The organism is Rhizobium sp. NPDC090275 (assembly GCF_044772225.1).
GTDB lineage: Bacteria > Pseudomonadota > Alphaproteobacteria > Rhizobiales > Rhizobiaceae > Rhizobium.
The window spans coordinates 69,141-88,020 of record NZ_JBIVYL010000016.1 but is presented as its reverse complement, the minus strand read 5'-3'; the positions used below and the strand labels follow the sequence as shown (position 1 = coordinate 88,020).

At 58.2% G+C, this 18,880-nt stretch carries 20 protein-coding genes and 3 pseudogenes; 13 read left to right on the top strand and 10 right to left on the bottom strand.

Features of this window, described 5'->3' with window-relative positions; all coding sequences use genetic code 11:
- Positions 1-51: 51 nt before the first annotated feature.
- Positions 52-939 carry a LysR family transcriptional regulator gene (locus tag ACIQUB_RS29200; RefSeq protein ID WP_402934847.1) on the bottom strand — a complete coding sequence of 296 codons (888 nt, stop codon included), beginning with the start codon at positions 937-939 and terminating at the stop codon, positions 52-54.
- An 86-nt stretch (positions 940-1,025) separates the two neighbouring features.
- Here ACIQUB_RS29200 and ACIQUB_RS29195 point away from each other — a divergent pair, with 86 nt between their 5' ends.
- From ACIQUB_RS29195 to ACIQUB_RS29185, 3 genes are all read left to right on the top strand, one after another.
- Complete coding sequence (locus tag ACIQUB_RS29195; RefSeq protein WP_402934844.1) at positions 1,026-1,232, top strand: helix-turn-helix domain-containing protein; 207 nt, start codon at positions 1,026-1,028, stop codon at positions 1,230-1,232.
- 152 nt (positions 1,233-1,384) lie between these two features.
- A complete protein-coding gene (locus tag ACIQUB_RS29190; protein WP_402934841.1) occupies positions 1,385-1,618 on the top strand; it encodes a hypothetical protein in 234 nt (77 codons plus the stop codon).
- Between the two features lie 261 nt (positions 1,619-1,879).
- Positions 1,880-2,164, top strand: a complete 285-nt coding sequence (locus ACIQUB_RS29185; RefSeq protein ID WP_402934838.1) for a hypothetical protein — start codon at positions 1,880-1,882, stop codon at positions 2,162-2,164.
- Positions 2,165-2,972: 808 nt separating this feature from the next.
- Here the strand turns inward: ACIQUB_RS29185 and ACIQUB_RS29180 are convergent.
- From ACIQUB_RS29180 to ACIQUB_RS29170, 3 genes are all read right to left on the bottom strand, one after another.
- Positions 2,973-3,236, bottom strand: coding sequence for a DUF1778 domain-containing protein (locus tag ACIQUB_RS29180; RefSeq protein WP_402934835.1), 264 nt, complete (start codon positions 3,234-3,236; stop codon positions 2,973-2,975).
- A gap of 339 nt (positions 3,237-3,575) precedes the next feature.
- Entirely contained in the window at positions 3,576-4,370 is a 795-nt protein-coding gene (locus ACIQUB_RS29175; RefSeq protein ID WP_402934832.1) for an SDR family NAD(P)-dependent oxidoreductase, read from the bottom strand.
- Between the two features lie 256 nt (positions 4,371-4,626).
- Positions 4,627-4,869: a hypothetical protein gene (locus ACIQUB_RS29170; protein WP_402934829.1), complete on the bottom strand. Its 243-nt coding sequence runs from the start codon at positions 4,867-4,869 to the stop codon at positions 4,627-4,629.
- Positions 4,870-6,046: 1,177 nt separating this feature from the next.
- Between ACIQUB_RS29170 and copC the strand changes: the two genes are divergently transcribed.
- The 10 genes and pseudogenes from copC (at position 6,047) to ACIQUB_RS29120 (ending at position 14,330) form a co-directional block, all read left to right on the top strand.
- Complete coding sequence (gene copC, locus ACIQUB_RS29165) at positions 6,047-6,424, top strand: copper homeostasis periplasmic binding protein CopC (RefSeq protein ID WP_402934827.1); 378 nt, start codon at positions 6,047-6,049, stop codon at positions 6,422-6,424.
- Positions 6,421-7,281: a CopD family protein gene (locus tag ACIQUB_RS29160; RefSeq protein WP_402934824.1), complete on the top strand. Its 861-nt coding sequence runs from the start codon at positions 6,421-6,423 to the stop codon at positions 7,279-7,281. The genes copC and ACIQUB_RS29160 overlap by 4 nt, the downstream gene beginning before the upstream one ends.
- A gap of 74 nt (positions 7,282-7,355) precedes the next feature.
- The gene (locus ACIQUB_RS29155; protein ID WP_402934821.1) at positions 7,356-7,853 is read left to right on the top strand and encodes a DUF305 domain-containing protein; all 498 of its coding nucleotides are present in this window, start codon (positions 7,356-7,358) and stop codon (positions 7,851-7,853) included.
- Between the two features lie 19 nt (positions 7,854-7,872).
- On the top strand, positions 7,873-9,333 hold the full coding sequence (locus ACIQUB_RS29150; protein WP_402934819.1) for a YncE family protein: 1,461 nt from the start codon (positions 7,873-7,875) through the stop codon (positions 9,331-9,333).
- A 58-nt stretch (positions 9,334-9,391) separates the two neighbouring features.
- Complete coding sequence (locus tag ACIQUB_RS29145; RefSeq protein ID WP_402934816.1) at positions 9,392-9,919, top strand: RNA polymerase sigma factor; 528 nt, start codon at positions 9,392-9,394, stop codon at positions 9,917-9,919.
- Positions 9,916-10,683: an anti-sigma factor family protein gene (locus ACIQUB_RS29140; protein WP_402934813.1), complete on the top strand. Its 768-nt coding sequence runs from the start codon at positions 9,916-9,918 to the stop codon at positions 10,681-10,683. The genes ACIQUB_RS29145 and ACIQUB_RS29140 overlap by 4 nt, the downstream gene beginning before the upstream one ends.
- Before the next feature lie 12 nt (positions 10,684-10,695).
- Positions 10,696-11,610, top strand: a complete 915-nt coding sequence (locus ACIQUB_RS29135) for a LysR substrate-binding domain-containing protein (RefSeq protein WP_402934810.1) — start codon at positions 10,696-10,698, stop codon at positions 11,608-11,610.
- 559 nt (positions 11,611-12,169) lie between these two features.
- Complete coding sequence (locus tag ACIQUB_RS29130) at positions 12,170-13,123, top strand: IS630 family transposase (protein ID WP_402934807.1); 954 nt, start codon at positions 12,170-12,172, stop codon at positions 13,121-13,123.
- Positions 13,124-13,453, top strand: a pseudogene (locus ACIQUB_RS29125) (acyl-CoA dehydrogenase family protein); the annotation flags it as partial.
- 433 nt (positions 13,454-13,886) lie between these two features.
- Positions 13,887-14,330 carry a hypothetical protein gene (locus tag ACIQUB_RS29120; protein ID WP_402934914.1) on the top strand — a complete coding sequence of 148 codons (444 nt, stop codon included), beginning with the start codon at positions 13,887-13,889 and terminating at the stop codon, positions 14,328-14,330.
- 347 nt (positions 14,331-14,677) lie between these two features.
- Here ACIQUB_RS29120 and ACIQUB_RS29115 read toward each other — a convergent pair.
- From ACIQUB_RS29115 to ACIQUB_RS29090, 6 genes and pseudogenes are all read right to left on the bottom strand, one after another.
- A pseudogene (locus ACIQUB_RS29115) lies at positions 14,678-14,920 on the bottom strand (Hsp20 family protein); the annotation flags it as partial.
- Positions 14,921-15,139: 219 nt separating this feature from the next.
- Positions 15,140-15,427 (bottom strand): hypothetical protein, encoded by a 288-nt coding sequence (locus ACIQUB_RS29110; RefSeq protein WP_402934804.1) that lies wholly within the window; start codon positions 15,425-15,427, stop codon positions 15,140-15,142.
- 389 nt (positions 15,428-15,816) lie between these two features.
- Positions 15,817-16,578, bottom strand: a complete 762-nt coding sequence (locus ACIQUB_RS29105) for a thermonuclease family protein (RefSeq protein WP_402934802.1) — start codon at positions 16,576-16,578, stop codon at positions 15,817-15,819.
- 312 nt (positions 16,579-16,890) lie between these two features.
- Positions 16,891-17,241 carry a GNAT family N-acetyltransferase gene (locus tag ACIQUB_RS29100; protein WP_402934799.1) on the bottom strand — a complete coding sequence of 117 codons (351 nt, stop codon included), beginning with the start codon at positions 17,239-17,241 and terminating at the stop codon, positions 16,891-16,893.
- 172 nt (positions 17,242-17,413) lie between these two features.
- A pseudogene (locus ACIQUB_RS29095) lies at positions 17,414-17,712 on the bottom strand (DUF1778 domain-containing protein).
- A gap of 536 nt (positions 17,713-18,248) precedes the next feature.
- Complete coding sequence (locus ACIQUB_RS29090; RefSeq protein WP_402934796.1) at positions 18,249-18,719, bottom strand: Hsp20 family protein; 471 nt, start codon at positions 18,717-18,719, stop codon at positions 18,249-18,251.
- Positions 18,720-18,880: the final 161 nt, after the last annotated feature.

Below are 18,880 nucleotides of genomic sequence, written 5' to 3'. Positions count from 1 at the left end.
CGCTGGCCTCAAATGGCGGTGAGGGACAGAAGCTACGCTGCTCACAGCTGATTATCCCCGCCGCACCATCGATTTGGCGATCTCGACGATATCATCACGCGACGCCGTCGGATCCTCCTTCGACCAGGCAATGCCAAGCCCGATCTTGAAGTCGATCCCCCTCACCTTCTTAAGCACGAAGCTGCGGTTCGGGATATCGGTGGTCCACTCGGGTGCAAAGCCGATGCCGAGGCCCGCAGAGACGAGAGAGACCAGCGAATAGGTGTCGTCGCAGCTATAGGCGACGTTCTTCGTCAGATCGTACTCCTCGAACTTCTCATTGAAGTACCGCTCGGTAAAGGAGAGGTTCTGCCGGTTGAACGCAATGATCTTCTGATCGCGTAGATCTACGATCGAGATCTCGTTGAGCGAAGCCAGAGGATTGCTCTCGGCTACCGCCAGCAGATAGCGTTCATGGGCAACCGAGAAGAAACGCAGCGATCCGATGTTCTCCACAGGCCTGATGAAGCCGAGGTTCAACTGCCCTGTCTCCAGTCCTCGGATGATGTCTCCGGTGTTGCCTGAGGCAATGTGGATGCGGACATCGGGAAACTTGCGGGCGATCTTGCCGAGGAACAAGGGTAGCATGCCCATGGTGGCTGGATAGACAGTACCGATCTTGATCTGACGGATGCGACTGCCGCCTGCGGCCCGTGTCAGCTCTGTGGTCAGCTCCATCTCGCTGAGGATGCGAACAGCACGATCATAGAAGGTCTCCCCTGCCCTCGTCAGCTCGACCCGCCGTGTCGATCGAATGAACAGCGGACATCCAAGCTCCCTCTCCAGCGCCATGACGTGGTTGCTCAGCGCTGGCTGGGCGATGTTCATCTTGATCGCGGCTCGACCGAAGTGGAGTTCCTCGGCGACTGCTCGGAAAAGCGAAAGTTGGCGGAGTTCCACCTCTACCCCCAAAAAGAAACAAATTGAAAGAGCGTTTGTAGAGTATACTCCGTGGAGAAATACTCCACAAGAATTTTCCTGTCAAAATGGAAATCAGGGAGATATTCGCGCGAAATTTGAGGCGGGCACGTCAGGCTCAAGGCCTGTCACAGGAGGATCTTGCGCATAGAGCTGAGATCGATCGGACCTATGTCAGCTCACTTGAGCGCGGGATATACAGTCCGACAATCGAGGTCGTTGAGCGGCTCGCGATAGCGCTGGGTGTTGATACGGCTGACCTCATCCGACGATAATCACGCCCCCTATACACTCGTTGCCACCAATCGTGACGGGTGCAACTAGGCCGCGAACATGCCAACTCGTTGGAATGCAACCCTCGCATTCTATCCACTTGGAAGGCCCTCGGGCCTCGCAGCCAGTATCCATACCCTGAGGAGTTTGTCCTATGAAAGTCTACCCCGCCCGCGCCATCGCGACACGAAACCGCCTGCTACGGATGGCAAAGTCGGTGATGCAGAAGCACCACAGGGAATGTCCGGCCACCGATGACTTTACCGCCGACGATATCGTTCATGCCCGCGGCCTTGCTCACGCAAGTCCAGAGAGTGAACGCCTTTATCAAGATGATGTTTATTCGATCGTCGCTGCTCTGAGAGATATTGAAGCGATGTCACGATGAGAGCCCTCAGAGGATCGATCCCAGTTGGCTCGGAAACTCTGTCGCCTTGAGAAAGACAAGGGGCCGGTCCGATTCTGGCCCGGTTGCGAGGCGTTCTCATCTTCGGCTACTCGACCGCAAGTGGAATGTCGGCAGCTCGGCGGATCGACCGGTCCCCGCAACCCGTCGGTAAGGCGAGAGCCTTTTCGATGGCCGGCCCCTACCTCGACGACTGACTAAGCGAAACGTTAGAAATGTTTCCTGCGGAGACAGACCGGAGACTTGCCGCAGATTGAAATGTGCGGGAATATCATGCAAGCGAAGGGTCTTTCCAACAAAGGTGATTTCATGGGCAAGGGAGGACAGGCCGTGGCAAAGCTTTCGAGCCTCATTGACGAGGGAAATCTTTCCGGCGCGGTGAGCATGTCTCAAATAGAGGCCGCCATCCAAGTGCACCAGCCTCTCGCGACGAGCAGAGGACAAAAGTTCGTGCTTAACCTCTACAAGAAATACCAAGCCATGACATCGAACAATGATGCGGAAACCATTATGTGGCGGGTCCTCTGAATGCTCAGACCCAAACTCCTTTTAGCAGTGGGCATCGCAATTTACGCGTTGCTTTACTTACTGGCGATCATTTGAGGCGTTGAGCAAAAATTTTCGGAAGCTCTACGACTAACCGTTATTTCCGCGATCGAAGTCGCAATAGAGCGGCTTTAATTCGCAATCCGTATGCAGCGAGGAACTTCTTGGGAACGCGAGACGCGGAAGGATAAATCGAGCGCTAAGTAGCGTGCAACGCTCGATGTTCGAGGGCGGCCGCGCGCGTTCTCCCGCGCGGCCTCACTTCCATTCAATTCACCTCTGCGATGCGCCGTGGAATCTTTTTTTCGTTGCCTAGGATCGGGCCAATCTTGCTTTCGCCATCAGGTGCGGCCCACCGGCTTAACTCGGCAGCGCCCGACCCCGCGAAGATCCAACTACGAGCGAGGCGTGCACATCCTACCAAAATTGACCCCTTTGGTGTTATTGATCACGCATCCACGCTTGAGGGCATGTTTCACCAGACCGGTGCCGATGCCTCTTCCCGCCCGTTCCGTGTCCGTCGCAAGCTGGCCGAGGAGAAGAGAGGGAACCGGACTGGGGGGCTGCGCGGTGCTGATCGAGCGCGGCAGGATCGCGGGGACGATAGCGTTGGGAGCCGTGATACCCGACTACGCCCCGGGCCTCCTGGACGACGAGAACCGCCGTGAAACCTTTCTCTTGATTGAAAAGCGCGCGCGTCCTCAGCCATGATCGAGTGGCGGCCTGCCGCGGGAAAATCCGGAGATATCATGCGCCGCCATAGCGGCTCTGGAGCCGATAATGCCACGGCTTATTGCTTCGGCTCGTAACCGGCTTTCCACGGACCCGGGCGCTTGGCCAGCTCAACCATCTCGGGAACAGGAGCCGCCCTAGGCACAAGATAGGATGAGCCTCTGATCCGTAAGGACTTCTTCGCGGCGCGCACAGCGGCGTCCCGCACGAAATCCATTCGCGAGCGTCCGCGCGGGCTTGCCGCACGATCGATCACCGCGACGTCTGCTTCAGGCAGGCGCTTCGAGTTCGGATATTCCTTGCGTTCGGCGGTGACGGCCATGGCTTATCGCCTTCGCGGGGAAAATAGCGGCTTGTAGCGCGAAGGCCAATACGACCGAACCAAACCCGTCCACAGCCGCATTGGCAGCGCGGTCGCAAGTAAAGGGGGTTGGAGCGAGTCTCGACCTGCGGCCTTCAAGTTATGAGAAACCGCGACCGCGTCCGATATAGAGGTAGGCGCCTGCATCAAAAGCCGGGCGCGATCCTCGGCATTTCCCATTCCGCACTTCACAAGCGTCTGAGCGTACGGAAAATTGAGAGGCGATAAATGGTCTGAACCGCGTCGGCGCTCAGTCCGCAGCAAGGGTTGCGGCGGACTGGCGTTCGGCAACTAACGCCCTCACATGATCGAGCGGACCACGCCACCATCAACCCTAAGCGCAGTGCCGTTGGTCGCAGACGCCTGTTGCGAGCAGACATAGACCACCATGTTGGCGATCTCCTCGGTAGTCGAGAAGCGGCCGAGAAGCGATGTCGGGCGATTCTGCTCAAGGAATCCTTTCTCGACAGCGTCGATCGACTGGCCTGTCTGTTGGGCTATTCCTTCCAGCACATTGCCAAAGCCCTCGGAACGCGTCGGCCCGGGAAGCACGGAATTTACCGTCACCCCGGATTTCGCCGCCAGTTCGGCGACGCCGCGGGAAACGGCAAGCTGGGCTGCCTTGGTCATACCGTAGTCGATCATCTCCTTGGGCGGGTTGAGGGCCGATTCACTGCTGATAAAGACGATGCGCCCCCAGCCCCGTTGCATCATGCCCGGCAGATAATGTTTTGTCAGGCGGACACCGCTCATCACGTTGAGTTGGTACATGCACAGCCAATCCTCGTCGCTGAGATCATCGAAGGATTTGAACATGGCGGCACCGACGCTATTGACCAAGATATCGGCTTCTGCTGATTCGGCAGTGAGCTTTGCGACGCCTTCGACAGTACCGACGTCGGACGCAACGCCGGACAAGATTGCGTCTGGAGCAGTCTTGCGGATATGTGCGATTGCGTCTCGCACGCGCTCTTCGGTGCGACCTTTGACAACCACCTCAGCGCCGGCTTGAGCGAGGCCTTTGGCAATCGCAAGACCAATTCCGGCGGTAGAACCGCTTACAACTGCGCGCTTTCCGGTCAAATCGATTTTCATGGGAAAAACTCCTCTGTTCCAAAGTGGACACGCTGAAAATAGGCAATTCCCCGGACAGCATAAGACGTCGCATTGTCCCTGCACTCGTTCCCAGAAGTCACCTATCAAGAGGCGGAAGTATCATTTTCAAAGTTGTCCGAGCGCCGACACCGGTGGAGAATCGCGAGATCGACTTCCGACCGATGCTTTTTCAGGCCGGATCTTGTGGACCCGGTTTAACGACGAGCCAATGGCCAGCCGACAGATATTGGTCAAGTCAATCCGCCTTGGGTACCCCCAGGAATTTTCGCCCGGACGCTGGCGTTTCATAAAGCTCAATAATTTTAGGTCGCAAAAGGTCGGACAAGCCTGTTTTCTCGCCATATTCCGTGCGGAGCTTGTCTTCAATTCGCTGACTATCCGCCGCTGAAACAACGCCTCCATTTCCGTGCCGAACGTCTTCATCTGCAAACTCATCAGCCGGCCCTACACTCCACGCGGTGACGATATTTTGCCGCAATACGCGATCTTCAGTGCTAAGGAGGCCATATATGTAGACTTGCCGATGAACCGGCGATCCGTAGCGCGAGAAAACCGCGGATTTGCGGGTCTGAGTTTGGTTTATGGCAGGATGTCGGACGCCATCGTGCCAACGCCTATAGCGTCATTGGCCAGAGTGGTCCCGGCTTGATCGATCGCGTCCAATAATCGCGTCTGGAAGATCGTATTTGGAAGAGCCCACCACATGCTGAGCGCCGGCGGACTGCTACAGGATGGCCTGTTGCTCGGACCGGAAGATATTAACCGGCGCTACATTGTCCGCCTGACACAGAGGGTTGGGCATCTGGCTCAAGGTTGAAGCGGCCGCGGTTTTTAGGAGCGCCATATGGCCCTCCTCGACGCACTGATTCCACCAAAGCCAAGGCGGTCAACGGGTTGATCATCGCCGACGCGCCATCACGTGCATCCGCTCCTTCCGGGAGAACGAGGCAATCGAGGCGCTGACAGTCCGAAACTGCGAAACCATACCATCACGCAGGGCAACGACCCTTCCAAGGAGGTGGGTTGCGCCACTGCCCGCGGCGATGACGGTGCCAGGCCCTTCATTGCCAATCGCCAAGGATTGTCCAAACCGACCACTGACGCTTGCAAGCCTCTGAGGTGAGGCCACACCCCGCACGATGGGACGCTCAGCAAAGCCCGTCGCCTTCAGCGAACTGGCGTCCACGGGGCCGAACAAGATCAGAAGGTCGGCAGGGTTGATTGATGCGGCTTCGACACGGACTGTGACCCCCCCGGACGCCGGAGCGCGCACCTCATGTCGTTCCGGGGAAAGCTCGAATGTCCCGGCTGATATTGTCGATCTTAGCTCGACGCCACAGTTGTGGTCAGCGATTGCCGCCACGTGCCTTTATCGGCGTTCCGAGAAGGCCCGTCAGCAACAGATCCACGACTGTAACCGCTATTTCATCATCGGACACCTCTGTCTCCGCTTTGTCATCGATGACAATCGATGTAAATCCATGGAACCTCGCCCCCATTAGCCAGATGAGCGCTTTCCACTCCTGGTTCATCCTCGTGAGGGACTGCGAAGAAGCAGTCGGATGCCCTGGCCTCGGCTTTAGCGATGGGATGGAATAAATCGATGAAACGGATGTCTACGATCCCAGACGCACCTGTCACGAAGGACCAAAGACATGATTTCAAAACTCGCCGCGCCCCTTGCCGTTCTGTTTTCGGGGCTGATTTTCGCCGGACCGGTACGGGCCCATGCACATTTGAAATTTGCTTCACCGCCCGAGGGAGCTACCGTTAACTCCTCGACCCCCACCTCTCCGGTCACCCTGACCTTTACCGAAGGCCTGGAGCCGGCATATTCGACCATCGCAGTCACCGATGAAACCGGCCAGCCGGTGCCGACCGAAAGCGCGATCATCGGCCCCGAAGATGCAACGACGCTCTCCGCTGTTCCGACCAGGCCGCTTTCGCCAGGGGTCTATAACGTCAATTGGCATGTGCTGTCCAAGGACGGCCACTCCACGTCAGGTTCTTATCGCTTCACCGTGACGCCATGAGCCCGCTGGCTGCGCTTGGCCTTGAGCGCTGTGTCAACGATACAACTTTGGCCTACTGCTGGGGCGCCGGCGGTTTCGTCGCAGCGATTGCGCAGGGCAGCGCCCGTGTCCGGCTGCAAGGGGGGCTGCGGCGGTCGCTTCTCCTTAGCAGCGCGATCGCCGCCGCGACGAGCGTGGCGGCGATCCCGCTGCAAATGGCTACAATTGCCTCTGCCTGGACATCCGCGCTGATGCCGGACACGGTGATGAGTGTCGCGCTCAATACAAGTAGTGGACGGGTTATGCTCGTCCATTCAATCATCTGTGTCGCGCTGTTTACTGCCACTTTTTGTTGCAAGTCGCGCGCAGCGGTCCTTGCGGCGGCTCTGGCACTCTCCAGCAGTGCTGCGTCCGGACATGCGGGCGAAACAATCATAACCGCCCTTGTTGATGTCATGCACGTCCTATCAGCAACGGCGTGGGTCGGCGCTCTCATTCCATTCCTGTTGCTATTGCAGACGATCAAGCGCCCGGAGCTGCGTGTTGACGCGATGCAAGCGCTGCGCAATTTCTCCGTGGCCGGCCATGTCGCGGTCGGTCTGGTGCTGTTGTCAGGGCTGGCGAATTCGCTTTTGATCCTCGGACATCCTCCAACGGATCTGACCTCGCCTTATCAGGTCAAGCTCCTCATTAAAATCGCTGTCGCTCTGACAATGACATGTCTGGCAATCATCAATCGATACCTCGTGGTGCCGCACTGCCGGTCGCACCCTCGTCCCTCGCAGAGAATTTTGGGCTCTGTGGCGTCGGCTGAAATCGTGCTCGGCATTTTAGCCTTTGCCTTGGTGGCCTCACTTGGCCTCGACGACCCCGTCTGAAAAAATTTTAGCGCCGGTGGAATAGATCCGCATGCCGGATGTCTACACAACTGAACCGACACAGGAAGACACCAATGTTCGGACGATCCTACAGGATTTTAGATGCTTTTGCTGCTCTGGTCATTGCCGCAGGCGGTGCATCCGCTGCCCTTGCAGCTGATGTTGCGCCAACGGTCCTATCTGTTGCGACGACGGATACGGAAGCTGCCTATCTGGCTGAGAATGATGCCGCCATGGACAAGATGATGGCCGACATGGCTGTCAAGGCCACCGGCGATGTCGATCGTGACTTCGTCGCCATGATGACGCCCCATCACCAGGGCGCCATCGAGATGGCGCTCGCGGTTCTCAAATACGGCAAGAACGAACAGCTCAAGCGCATCGCGCAGGAGATCATCGTGGATCAGCAACAGGAGATCGCAGCCATGAAGCTCGCGCTCGGCGATCCGCTCCCCCCATCCGAGGCTGCACCGACACAGGTCGCACCGGAGACTGCCCCCGCCCCACCCATGCCCGGACACACCATGCCCGGCCACACCATGTATGGCACAGACCCCAAAATGAAAATGTAATCCTAGAAGGACATCAGCAATGACAATTCGGACCTCTTTTGCCGCCAGCTTGCTGGCGGGCAGCATGCTATTGCCTTTTTCAGCCTTCGCGGGCCAGGCGCCCTTCGCCGCGTCCGACCCTGAAATCCCTGTCAGCAGCAAGGACCGCGTCTATGCGGCAGAGCAGTTCTCGAACACGATCTCGGTCACCGATCCGTCGACAAACAAGCTGCTCGGCGTCATCAAGCTCGGCGACCCCCAGCCCGGCAACCTGTCGCCGCTCTACAAGGGCCAAGTTCTCGTGCATGGCATGGGCTTTTCGCCGGACAAAAAGACGATTGCTGTCGTCTCGATCGGCTCGAACTCCGTGACCTTCATCGATACCGCGGCGAACGCAGTGAAGCACACAACCTATGTCGGCCGCTCGCCGCATGAGGCATTCTATACGCCCGATGGCAAAGAGGTCTGGGTGACGGTCCGCGGCGAGGATTATATTTCCGTCATCGACGCCGCGACATTCCAGGAGAAGACGCAGATCAAGGTGCCGGCAGGTCCTGGCATGCAGATCTTCTCGCCTGACGGCAAGTACGGCTACATCTGCTCGTCCTTCAATCCGGAGACGGTCGTCGTCACCGTCGCCGATCACCAGATCGTCGGGCACGTGAAGCAGGCAAGCCCCTTTTGCCCTAACATCGCGGCCTCGCCTGATGGAAAGCAGGTCTGGTTCACGCTGAAGGACATCGGCAAGACACAGGTCTTCAACGCTCAGCCGCCGTTCGATCTGATCAAGACGATCGATACCGGCCCGATCACCAACCACGTCAACCTTGTCACCAACAAGAACGGCAGCTTCGCCTATATCACGGTCGGCGGTCTCAACGAGGTGAAGGTCTATCGTACGGATAACTTTGAGCAAGTCGCGACAATCCCTGTCGGTAACCTGCCACACGGGATTTGGCCATCCGGCGACGGTACGCGCGTCTATGTCGGCCTGGAGAACGCCGATGCGATGGCCGCGATCGACACGCTGACCAACAAGGTCATCGCGACGATCCCGATCGGCCAAGCGGCGCAGGCCGTGAATTATGTGCCGAATGCCGTGCCGGAAGGCGATGGCATGCAGAACCTGCAGCCGCTTGGCGCAGCGGGTGTTGCCGCCCACATCAAGCTTGAAGTAAAGGGCGACAAGCAAAAGACGGTGCCGACGAGCGTTACGCTGTTCGACCAAGGCCTGACGCAGGTGCTCCAAGCATCCGTGACCGGGTTGGAGGCGAAGAAGATGTACATCCTGGCGCTCTCCGATAAAGCAGACGGCAGTGGACCGCTCCAGGGCCTGTCGAGCTTCATGACCAATCCGGCAGGCTCTGCGATCGTCAATGCTGTTGGTCCGATCCGCCAGATTGTCCAGTCCAAGCACAAGGACGAACGCAGGTATATCGTCGTCGCCTCTTCGGTCGATGGCAAACCAGGCCAGGTGATGCAGGTGCAGGCAGCCGACTGACCACAGCCAACGCGATCCGCGCACTTGCGTGGATCGCGTTCAACGGAGACTATATGGCATGAGCGATTTGCTTTCCCAGGTCGAGCCAATAATACCGGCCCTTAGGCGCTATGCGCACGGTCTTTTACGTAACCCAGAAACGGCAGACGACATTGTCCAAGACTGCCTCGAAAAAGTGGTGTCGAACTGGAACCGCCGTCGCGATGAAAACGCACGCTCATGGGTCTTTACCATCTTGCACAACCTCGCAATCAACCGGATACGTCAAGATGCTCGACGCGGCGGCATGGTGCCCTTGGACGATATCCCGGAAGGAACGGCATCGATTGCTGCAGGCCAGGAGGATACGCTATTCGGGCAGGACGTTCTGGCTGCAATTGAACGGTTGCCGCCCGACTATCGAAGTGTTCTGCTCTTGGTCACGGTGGAGGACTTGAGCTACGCGGAAGCCGCGGCAATCCTGGCCATACCGGTCGGAACCGTCATGTCAAGACTGGCGCGGGCGCGCGAACAGTTAAGAACGATCTTGGACAGCATGCCGGTTGGATCCTCCACCAGCGGCCCCTATATCCGGAGGGTGAAATGAGCATAAAACCCATCACCGAAGACGACCTCCAAGCCTATGTCGACAACGCGCTGGATGCAGAACGTCATCTGGAAGTGGCCGCTTTTCTTGAAAAGAATGATCAGGCTGCGCGGCGCATCAATTCATATCAGCGAGACGCCGAAGCGTTGAGGTCGGCGCTCGCGCCGGTCGCCGCCGAAGCAATTCCCAGCAGGCTGAACCTTGCCCATATGATCGAGGCCAAGCGCCCCGCACCTGCAAGGCGGTTTGCGTCGATGGCTGCCGCCGCCGTCCTTATTTTGGCAATCGGCGGCACTGGCGGCTGGTTGCTGAAAGGGTTCAGCATGCCTCCCAATGAGGGGGTCGCGGCCTTGGTACAGGAGGCCTCCGCAAGCTATAACGTATTTTCGCCCGACACGGTAAGACCGGTTGAACTACGTGCAGATCCCAACGTGGACCTGAAACAGGTGGCCTCAGGCGCTATTGGGAGCGCGGTGACGATCCCCGACCTCAGCAAGGCTGGCTATCGCCTCATGGGCGGCCGCGTCATCCCTACTTCGCACGGTCCGGGCTTCATGCTGATGTATGACGACGACAAGGGAAGCCGTCTTGTCATGTTCACCCGTCGTATGCAGGTTGACCAAGACAAACCGATGGTCGCGAGCACCCAGCGGGATGTGCATGGCTGGAGTTGGGCGAAGAACGGAATGGGTTATAGCCTCGTGGGCTCGCTTACTCCCGACAAGCTTCACCCCATTGCGGACGCCGTGCGGTCGCAGATCTGAAGGAATGCGCGTTTGGCAACGGACCGACTTGGTAGCATTACGGCATTCATCCGCGTAGCCGAACTTGGAGGGTTCGCCGCGGCTGGTCGATCCCTTGGCATTTCTGCTTCGGCGGTCAGCAAGAGTGTCTCCAGATTGGAAGAAAGACTGCAACTGCGACTGTTCCAGCGAACGACACGGTCGCTGGCCATGACAGAGGACGGGAAGCTTTTCTTCGAGCGCTGCAGCGCAATCCTCAAGGAACTCGATCAAGCCGAGGCGGACATGCTCCAGCGCGCCGATCGTCCAAGCGGCCTGCTTCGAATCGAGATGCCGACGGCACTTGGCCGTCTGCGGATCATTCCTATGCTCGAAAATCTGACCTCCCGGTTCCCGGAATTGCGCATTGCGGCAACATTCGCCGACACGTTGACGGATCCGATCTCGGCCGGGATCGATGCAGTCGTGCGGATTGGCTATCCCCGCGATCCGCGCCTTATGGTAAAGCGTGTCGGAATGGTGAAATACATCACCTGCGCCTCTCCGACTTACCTCGCGGTTCATGGCGAGCCCCGGACTTTGGAAGATCTCGTTCAGCACGACTGCGTAAGACGCGTGTCTCACGACCCTCCTGGCTTCGCACCCTGGAGATTCAAAGATACTGGAACGGGAGAGCCTCTTGAGCGCAGTGTCCAAGGTACGCTGAGCTGCGACAGCCCAGACGCCATGGTGGACTTCGGTCTTTCGGGCAGCGGCCTCGTTCAGCTCCACACGTACATGGCTGAGCGCCACATCGCATCGGGTAAACTCGTAGAAGTGCTTGCGCCATTTGCCGGCGATGGCCCTCCGATTTCCATTCTGTTTCCATCGAGCAAAAATCTAGCGCCGAAAGTCCGCGCCTTCATTGAATTCGTCACCCAAGTGCTCAACCAACGGCCCGACGCGTGATGCTGCTGTACGTGATTGTGGACCCCTTCCTCCACTTTTTTGTTGAGCATTGAGGTCAGTCAGAACGCGTTTGGTAAGTTTTTTTAAAAGGGCTTTTCGTTGCGCGTTCGGTGGGGTTGGTCGCACGCTTGGTCGCTGCCTATTGCAGCCTTCCCCACGAAAGCGACCGGGCCCTACCATACAAGGCTTGAGGGGAGTATCTTTGGGTCGAGCGAATGCGCACGGATATCTAACAAGACCGCGTTTTGTTCCGCATCGCCTGGATGCAAAAATCGTTAGCTCAAGCCACTGGACAGTATGTTCGGCAGGTAAAGGTGCATTCGCTAAAGGGTTACGACTGTAACACCCGCCTTTTGTGCCGTTGTAGGCGTCAGCACCTCCCACTTATATGCCTCACTGGCTAGGGGATAAAGACGAGGAGAAGCTCGTGACGCATCAAAACATAAACATTCGCATCCCTTCAGGAGACGATTTTCTAAAGCGTGTCGCGCCAAACCAGATTCGGGATTTCCAAATCAGTTGATCCGTGATTCTTTTAGCCCATGGAAGGAGCCACACCATGGGCAAGCCGCATCCGATGGAGTTGCGTGAGCGTGTCGTTGCGTTTGTAAATGAAGGGCATAGCAACCGTGAAGCCGCTCGGCATTTCCGGGTTTCGCCTCGGTTCGTCAACAACATGATGATCCTGCATCGGTCATCCGGATCTCTCGCCGCCGCCAAGCAGGGCCACCCGCCTGGTGGCGCGAAGCTTATGGCTCATGCTGATTGGGTTCGCGAGCGGATGTCCGCGCATGGCGAAACAACTTTGGATGAGCTGTGCGTTGCACTCGCGGAGCGCGGCATTGAAATTCATCGCGCTACGGTCGGGCGGTTTTTGCATCGGCTTGGGCTAAGCAATAAAAAAAGCCTCAAGGCAAGCGAGCAGCGCAGGCCGGAGATCGCCAAGGCTCGTGACCTTTGGATCAACCGCCGAAAGCGGTTCTTCAACAAGGCCTTGTCGCGGCTCATCTTTATCGATGAGACGTCGACTAACACGCGCCTGACAAAACGCACCGGGTGGTCTGCCAAAGGCAGTCGCTTTGCCGCCTATGCTCCCTTCGGGAAATGGAAGACGCAGACCTTCATTGCCGGTCTGCGCTGCCATGGCCTGACCGCACCATGGATCGTCGATGCTCCAATGAACAGTCGCATCTTCGAAACCTGGATCGAGACACAACTTATGCCGACACTATCGCCCGGCGACGTCGTCATCCTCGACAATGTCGGCTTCCACAAAAGCGAAAGGGCAGAACAGTTGCTCAAGACAAAAGGCGCAAGGCTTTTCTTCCTGCCGCCCTATTCGCCGGACCTGAACCCTATCGAAATGGCATTCTCGAAACTCAAGTCACTCCTGCGAAAGCGGGCCGCTCGAAGCTTCGATACAATAACCAAAGCGCTCGGCGACATCATCACACTCTTCTCCGTCACCGAATGCCGAAACTTCTTCAAGGCAGCAGGATATGAGGCTGAATAGATGCGACACGCTTTAGACACGGTCGAAGTCAGCTCGCTCGATGCATCAACGCTACGCAAGCGCACAGAAGCGATTGCGCCCCTGCTGCGTGACCGTGCGGCAAATGCCGAGCGGCTGCGCCAGCCGGATTCGGAGGTCTGGGCTGCTATCCGTCGTTCGGGCTTCTTTTATCTCTTCGTTCCTAGCGCGTTCGGCGGATTGGGTGCAAATCCTGACACCTTCATTGATGCCGCTCTGCCGCTTGCCAAGGCCGACCCGGGCACCGCGTGGTCGGCATGTTTCGCTGCCGGCCATAACCACACCATCGCCCATTTTCCAGAGGCCGCGCAGCGGGAAGCCTGGGGCGGGTCCGGCTATGTGATCGCGCCGCAGGTCAGCATGCCGCCGGGCATGGCCACAAAGGTTGACGGCGGATATAGGATCAGCGGATCGTGGGGCTGGGGCAGCGGGATAATGGACGCCGACTACGTGATAGCCGTAGTGATGCTCGGTCCGCCGGTGCCCGACGCACCACCGAGGATGGGTCTAGCTATGATCCCAGCCATCGAAGTGACCGCGCGCGACGGCTGGCATATCTCCGGTCTCTCCTCGTCGGGCAGCAACGATGTGATCGTTGACAACGTCTTTGTTCCAGCTCACCGCGTCCTGACCGACCTAACGCTGTTTACCGGCCATAACGAGCATTCACGGTCGTACGAGGAGCCTATCTTGGGATTCCCTGCGATCCCTTTCAGCTCATTCATCGCCGTCGTTCCTATTCTTGGTGCGGCGACGGGCCTGCTCGATCTCTACCGAGAGGCGCTACCGCACCGAACAATCAAGGGGGCGTCAGTCATCGCTTGGGGAAAGCGCCACCGCGCATGTCCGACTTGCGCGCGCCGATGTGATGATCGACACCGCGGACTATCTGATCCGCGGGGCAGCCCGCCGCGCCCTCGCTGCCACGTCGCTTTCAAACCACGAACAAATTCCCGTGCGTGCACGGCTGCGCATGGAATTCGCCTATGCAGCAGAGTTGTGCCTTGAGGCGGCGCGGATGATCGCAGATGGTGCGGGATCAAGCGTCTTTCGCAGCGATCATCCATTTCAGCGGCTCTTCCGTGATATCCAAGTCATGTGCAGCCATGTCGGCTTCGACAGCGACGCCGTTGCGGAGCTGCATGGTCGCGTCCTGCTCGGGATGCCACCCAATACAATGATACTCTGACCCGTCTGGGAAGAACTCGTGCGCGTCAGCATTCAACCCTCATCCGGCATCAGAGAGCCGTGGTGTGCTTCGGCGAGGATCGTTGAAACTCTATTCGAGAGCGTCCCGTTCAGGTCCGTCAACTCCAGCACGAGGGGATCTCGAAATGGTCTTTCAGCACTTGCGTGCATGCTTTGTCTTTCGCGGTTGGCACTTGGAGGGCGTGCAGAAGCTAAATTCCGCCGGTGGCTTCGTTTCGAGACATCGGCGACCCTACTCGACGGAACCGGGTGACGTGGTGCGAGCGAGCTTGACGCAGAGGCGCCCACGGGGGCGCCTCTGCTGCCCTATTGCTACTACTCTATGACCTACGCGGCCTGCGTTTCGCCTTCGATCTGGATGGGGGCGACGGACGCCTCGCCGCCGATGACGATTTTGCGCGGCTTCATTGCCTCGGGGATTTCACGCTTCAACTCGATGCTGAGCAGTCCATGCGAGAGGCTTGCGTTCTCGACACGAACATGGTCGGCAAGTTCGAAGCGGCGCTCGAATGCGCGCGCTGCAATGCCGCGATGCAGGTATTCGCCTGTGTTCGGTTCTTCGGCCTTCTGCGCGGGGCGTACCTCTCAAGATCGAAAAGGTCACGATCGACACCATCGGCGTCGCTGGTGCGCCCGGCGGAAATCTCGATGAAGCATGCGCCAAGACGGCAATCGGAAAGCTTGATGGCCGTCTGAAGTAAAGCAGTTCCAACAATGGCACCCGATGTCACCATTTCGGGCGCACCTCGTTCGATCACTCGCCCTGTGCGCGAAACGCGGTGCTCGACCCTAGCCCATCCATCCGGTGTCGGAGAGCGAGTTGGCCATGAACAGCAGCCCTGCCCGCAACTCTTCACGTTGAATGACCCCACCAAGGCACACTCTGACGTGCTCGTCGGGTGTCCCCATCACCGTGAACGCGTCGGACGGCATAAGACCGACATGCCGGTCGGCCATTCGGCCCATGAGTTCGGCCCTGCTTGCCCCCTTGGGAAGTTTGAGCCATATGTTGAAGGCTTCCGGCTCACCCTTGACTTCAAACCCCCGAAGAGTATCCGCCACCATCTTTTGACGCACGGCACTTCCGTTCTTACAAAATGGCGGATCGCATCGGCCGTTCCGTCTTCGATCCATCGCGTGGCAAGCGCCATGCAGATCGGGGAAGGCATGACGGCGCTGGCTTGAAACGCCTGAGCAAGAGAGTATGCGGCCCTGGCATTTGGGGCGACGGTGTAGGCAAGGCGAAGGCCGCTCCCAGACATTTCGCGAGCCATCCGATGTGCCAGGTAAGGTCTGGCGCGAGTGTCGCGAATGGCGCTGGGGCAAGCTGGTTTAAAGCCGTATGCATCGTCTTCGATGAGTGGGAGCCTATGACGCATGAGGATTTCCCCGATCTCCATACGGCGTTCTCGCGGAATCGTCAGCGTCGTCGGGTTTTGAACCGTTAACAGTAGGCGGCTCCGCGTTCAGCTACACCATGGTCGCGGAGTGGGAGGGCAGCCAGACGGGCCGCAAACGAAGGGAACCGCAAGCCCTTCAGCGATCAGCGTCTGGCCCACGTCTTGACCATCCACCCGTAAAATTCCACAGCTTCGGCCGTAGTTACACCTGTCTGTGCCTTCGGTCCCCGGCTTGCACGAGCAGGCAACTTTGGTGACTGCGGAACGCCCGGAGGAAACGATCTCGACCAGCCGCTTTGTTGCTCGGATGCCAAGCTGACGTTCCGCTTCACAACGGGGTTCGAACTTTTCGGGTGTATTGAAGCCGACCAACCTGATGCGGGTGCCATCGTCCATTTTGATCGTGTCGCCGTCGGTCACAGAGAAGTTGCGCGAGGACGACGTCGCCTGCTCCCCTATTGACCAAGATGTGAGACCGTAAGTATCCCAAACCTGCCGACTCAAAGAAGAGATAGCGATCACAACCATGATCGTCGCAAGGATCAGAAACTTCTGTTCGCGGTAGCTGAGCCCCCAGTGACGGGGCCGATGTCGTTTTGCTGGTATTTGGCTGCTATAGACCAATCGCAAGTCAGCGTTTCCTCTAACCCACGTGAGTCTCTTGAGCGTAGCGAACTGCTTTTCGCTGAAGCGCGTTCGCGTTCCATAACGCTCCATCTTTGAACGCATGTCGAGTAAGAAGTTTCGCTGCCATTGCGTTGTACGCCGCTGCTGAAGCACATCGTCAATCCGGCTCTGAAGGCTTTTGATTTCCATCTCTGACAGCATACCGGCCTCCGCAAACAGCGGTCAGCTTAGGCCGAGCGGACTAAATAAGCGTATGTGACAGAATTACAATTTTAGCGAGCTCTCTCCAATCGAGGCGTTCGTGAGAATCCAGTAAGTGCTTGAGAACGGATACCTCAACGTGGGCGCCGCGTTGGCGGCGAGCACGACAACGCTCGAGCCGCTGATCGGCTCCGCCCCGCTACTGGCGGCAGGCGCCCTTAGCCTCGGCCGCCGCACGGGTCCCCAGTTTGGAGAACATGGATCGACGCGTAACTGCCGTTGAGAAGCGACTTGGCGCCCTGAGGATTGAGGTTAGGCGCCGTGCTCTTCCTGCCTCGCTTCCGCCAGCGATGCGGCGATTGCAGCGATGGAGCGAAAGAGGACGAGTGGTTCGCCATTCGAGGGCGTGAAACCTCGCCGTTGCCAGAACTGAGCCGCTTCGTGATCGACTGCATTGACCATCAACGCTCGACCGCCGATCAGATAAGCGGCCTGGACGCACCGCTCAAGGGCATGTTTTACCAGACCTGTGCCGATACCTCTTCCCGCCCATTCCGTGTCCGTCGCAAGCTGGCCGAGGAGAAGACAGGGGACCGGATCGGGTGGTTGCCCGGTGCGGATCGAGCGCGGCAGGATTGCGGAAACGACGGTGGTCGGCGCCAAGCCGTGATACCCGACGACGCGGCCGGCCTCCTGGAGAGAACCGCCGTGAAACCTTCTCTTGATTGGAAAGCGCGCGCGTTTTTAGCCAATGATCGAGTATCGGCTTGCCGCTGGAAAATTCGGAAATATCATGCGCCGCCGTAAGCGGCTTTGGAGCCGACAATGCCACGGCTTATTGCTTCGGCTTGTAACCGGCTTCCCACGGAGCGGGCCGCCTGGCTAGTTCAACCATCTCAGGAACAGGAGCCGCCGTTAGGGACAAGATACCCATGAAATTTGCGAAGCCTTCCGGGCTCATACGGATGAGCCCCTGATCCATAACGACTTCTTCCGCGGCGCGCACCGCCGCCTCCCTCACGAAATCCGTTCGTGAGCGTCCGCGTAGATGTGCCGCACGATCGATCATCGCGACGTCTGCTTCAGGCAGGCGCATCGAGATCGGTACTCCTTGCGTTCGACAGTGGCGGCCATGGCTTGTCTCCTTCACGAGCAAAATAGCGACCCACGGCGCGAATGCCAATACGATAGGGTCAAACCCGTTCGCACCCGCAATGCCAGCGGGGCTGGCAAGTAAAGATGATTGCGGGGCAGAATTTGAACCCGCGGCCTTCAGGTTATCAGAAGCCGCGACCCGGTTCGATGTAGAAGTGGGCGCCTGCGAAATCAGGATACGATCCTCTACATTTCCCATTCCGCGCTTCACAAGCGTCCGGGCGTACAAAAATTTCAGAGGCAATGGAAGGTCTAAACTGTGTCGGCGCGATCAGATGAACGGAACTAGCACACCGCGTCAAAGCAGCCGAACTGGGAGACATCGAAGAGCTGAACGGGTACGTCGAAAGGCGCCACGTTGAACCATGCGTTCGCGGACCGCACACGCGGGTTTCGAAAAATCGCCCATCCGTCTGGTCAAAACCTGGGCGACTGAACGCGACGGAACCGGGTGGCCTGGTGCGGGCGAGCTTGAAGCAGAGGCGCCGACGCGGTGCCTCTGCTACCCTATTACCCTACGCAGCGTGCTTTTCGCCTTCGATCTGGATCGGGGCGACAGAGGCCTCGCCGCCGATGGCGATTTTACGCGGCTTCATGGCCTCGGGGATTTCACGCTTCAACTCGATGCTGAGAAGTCCATGCTTGAGGCTTGCGTTCTCGACACGAACATGATCGGCAAGTTCGAAGCGGCGCTCGAACGCGCGGGCTGCAATGCCGCGATGCAGGTATTCGCCCGTATTCGGTTCTTCGGCCTTCTGCGCCTTCACGACGAGCACGTTGCGCTCCTGCGTGATGTCGAGATCTTCTTCACCAAAGCCCGCGACCGCCATCTGAATGCGATAGCTATCTTCCGAAGTCTTGACGATGTCGTAGGGCGGCCAGCTCTCGACAGCCTGTAGCCGCTGGGAGTTGGCGAGCAGGTTGAAGACGCGGTCAAAGCCTATGCTGGACCGGAACAGGGGTGCGAAGTCGTATTCATTTCTCATGACCAAATCCTCCGTAAAGCGAGTTGGACGAGACGCGGAAACCAGCGTCTACGTTTACTTATCGGCCCCTCTTTGGCGACCGATGCGAAATGATCTGGTTTTGCGTTTTTCTGGATTCAAGACCGACGGTCAAATTTTTTTCTTAAGCTCGCCACGTCCAT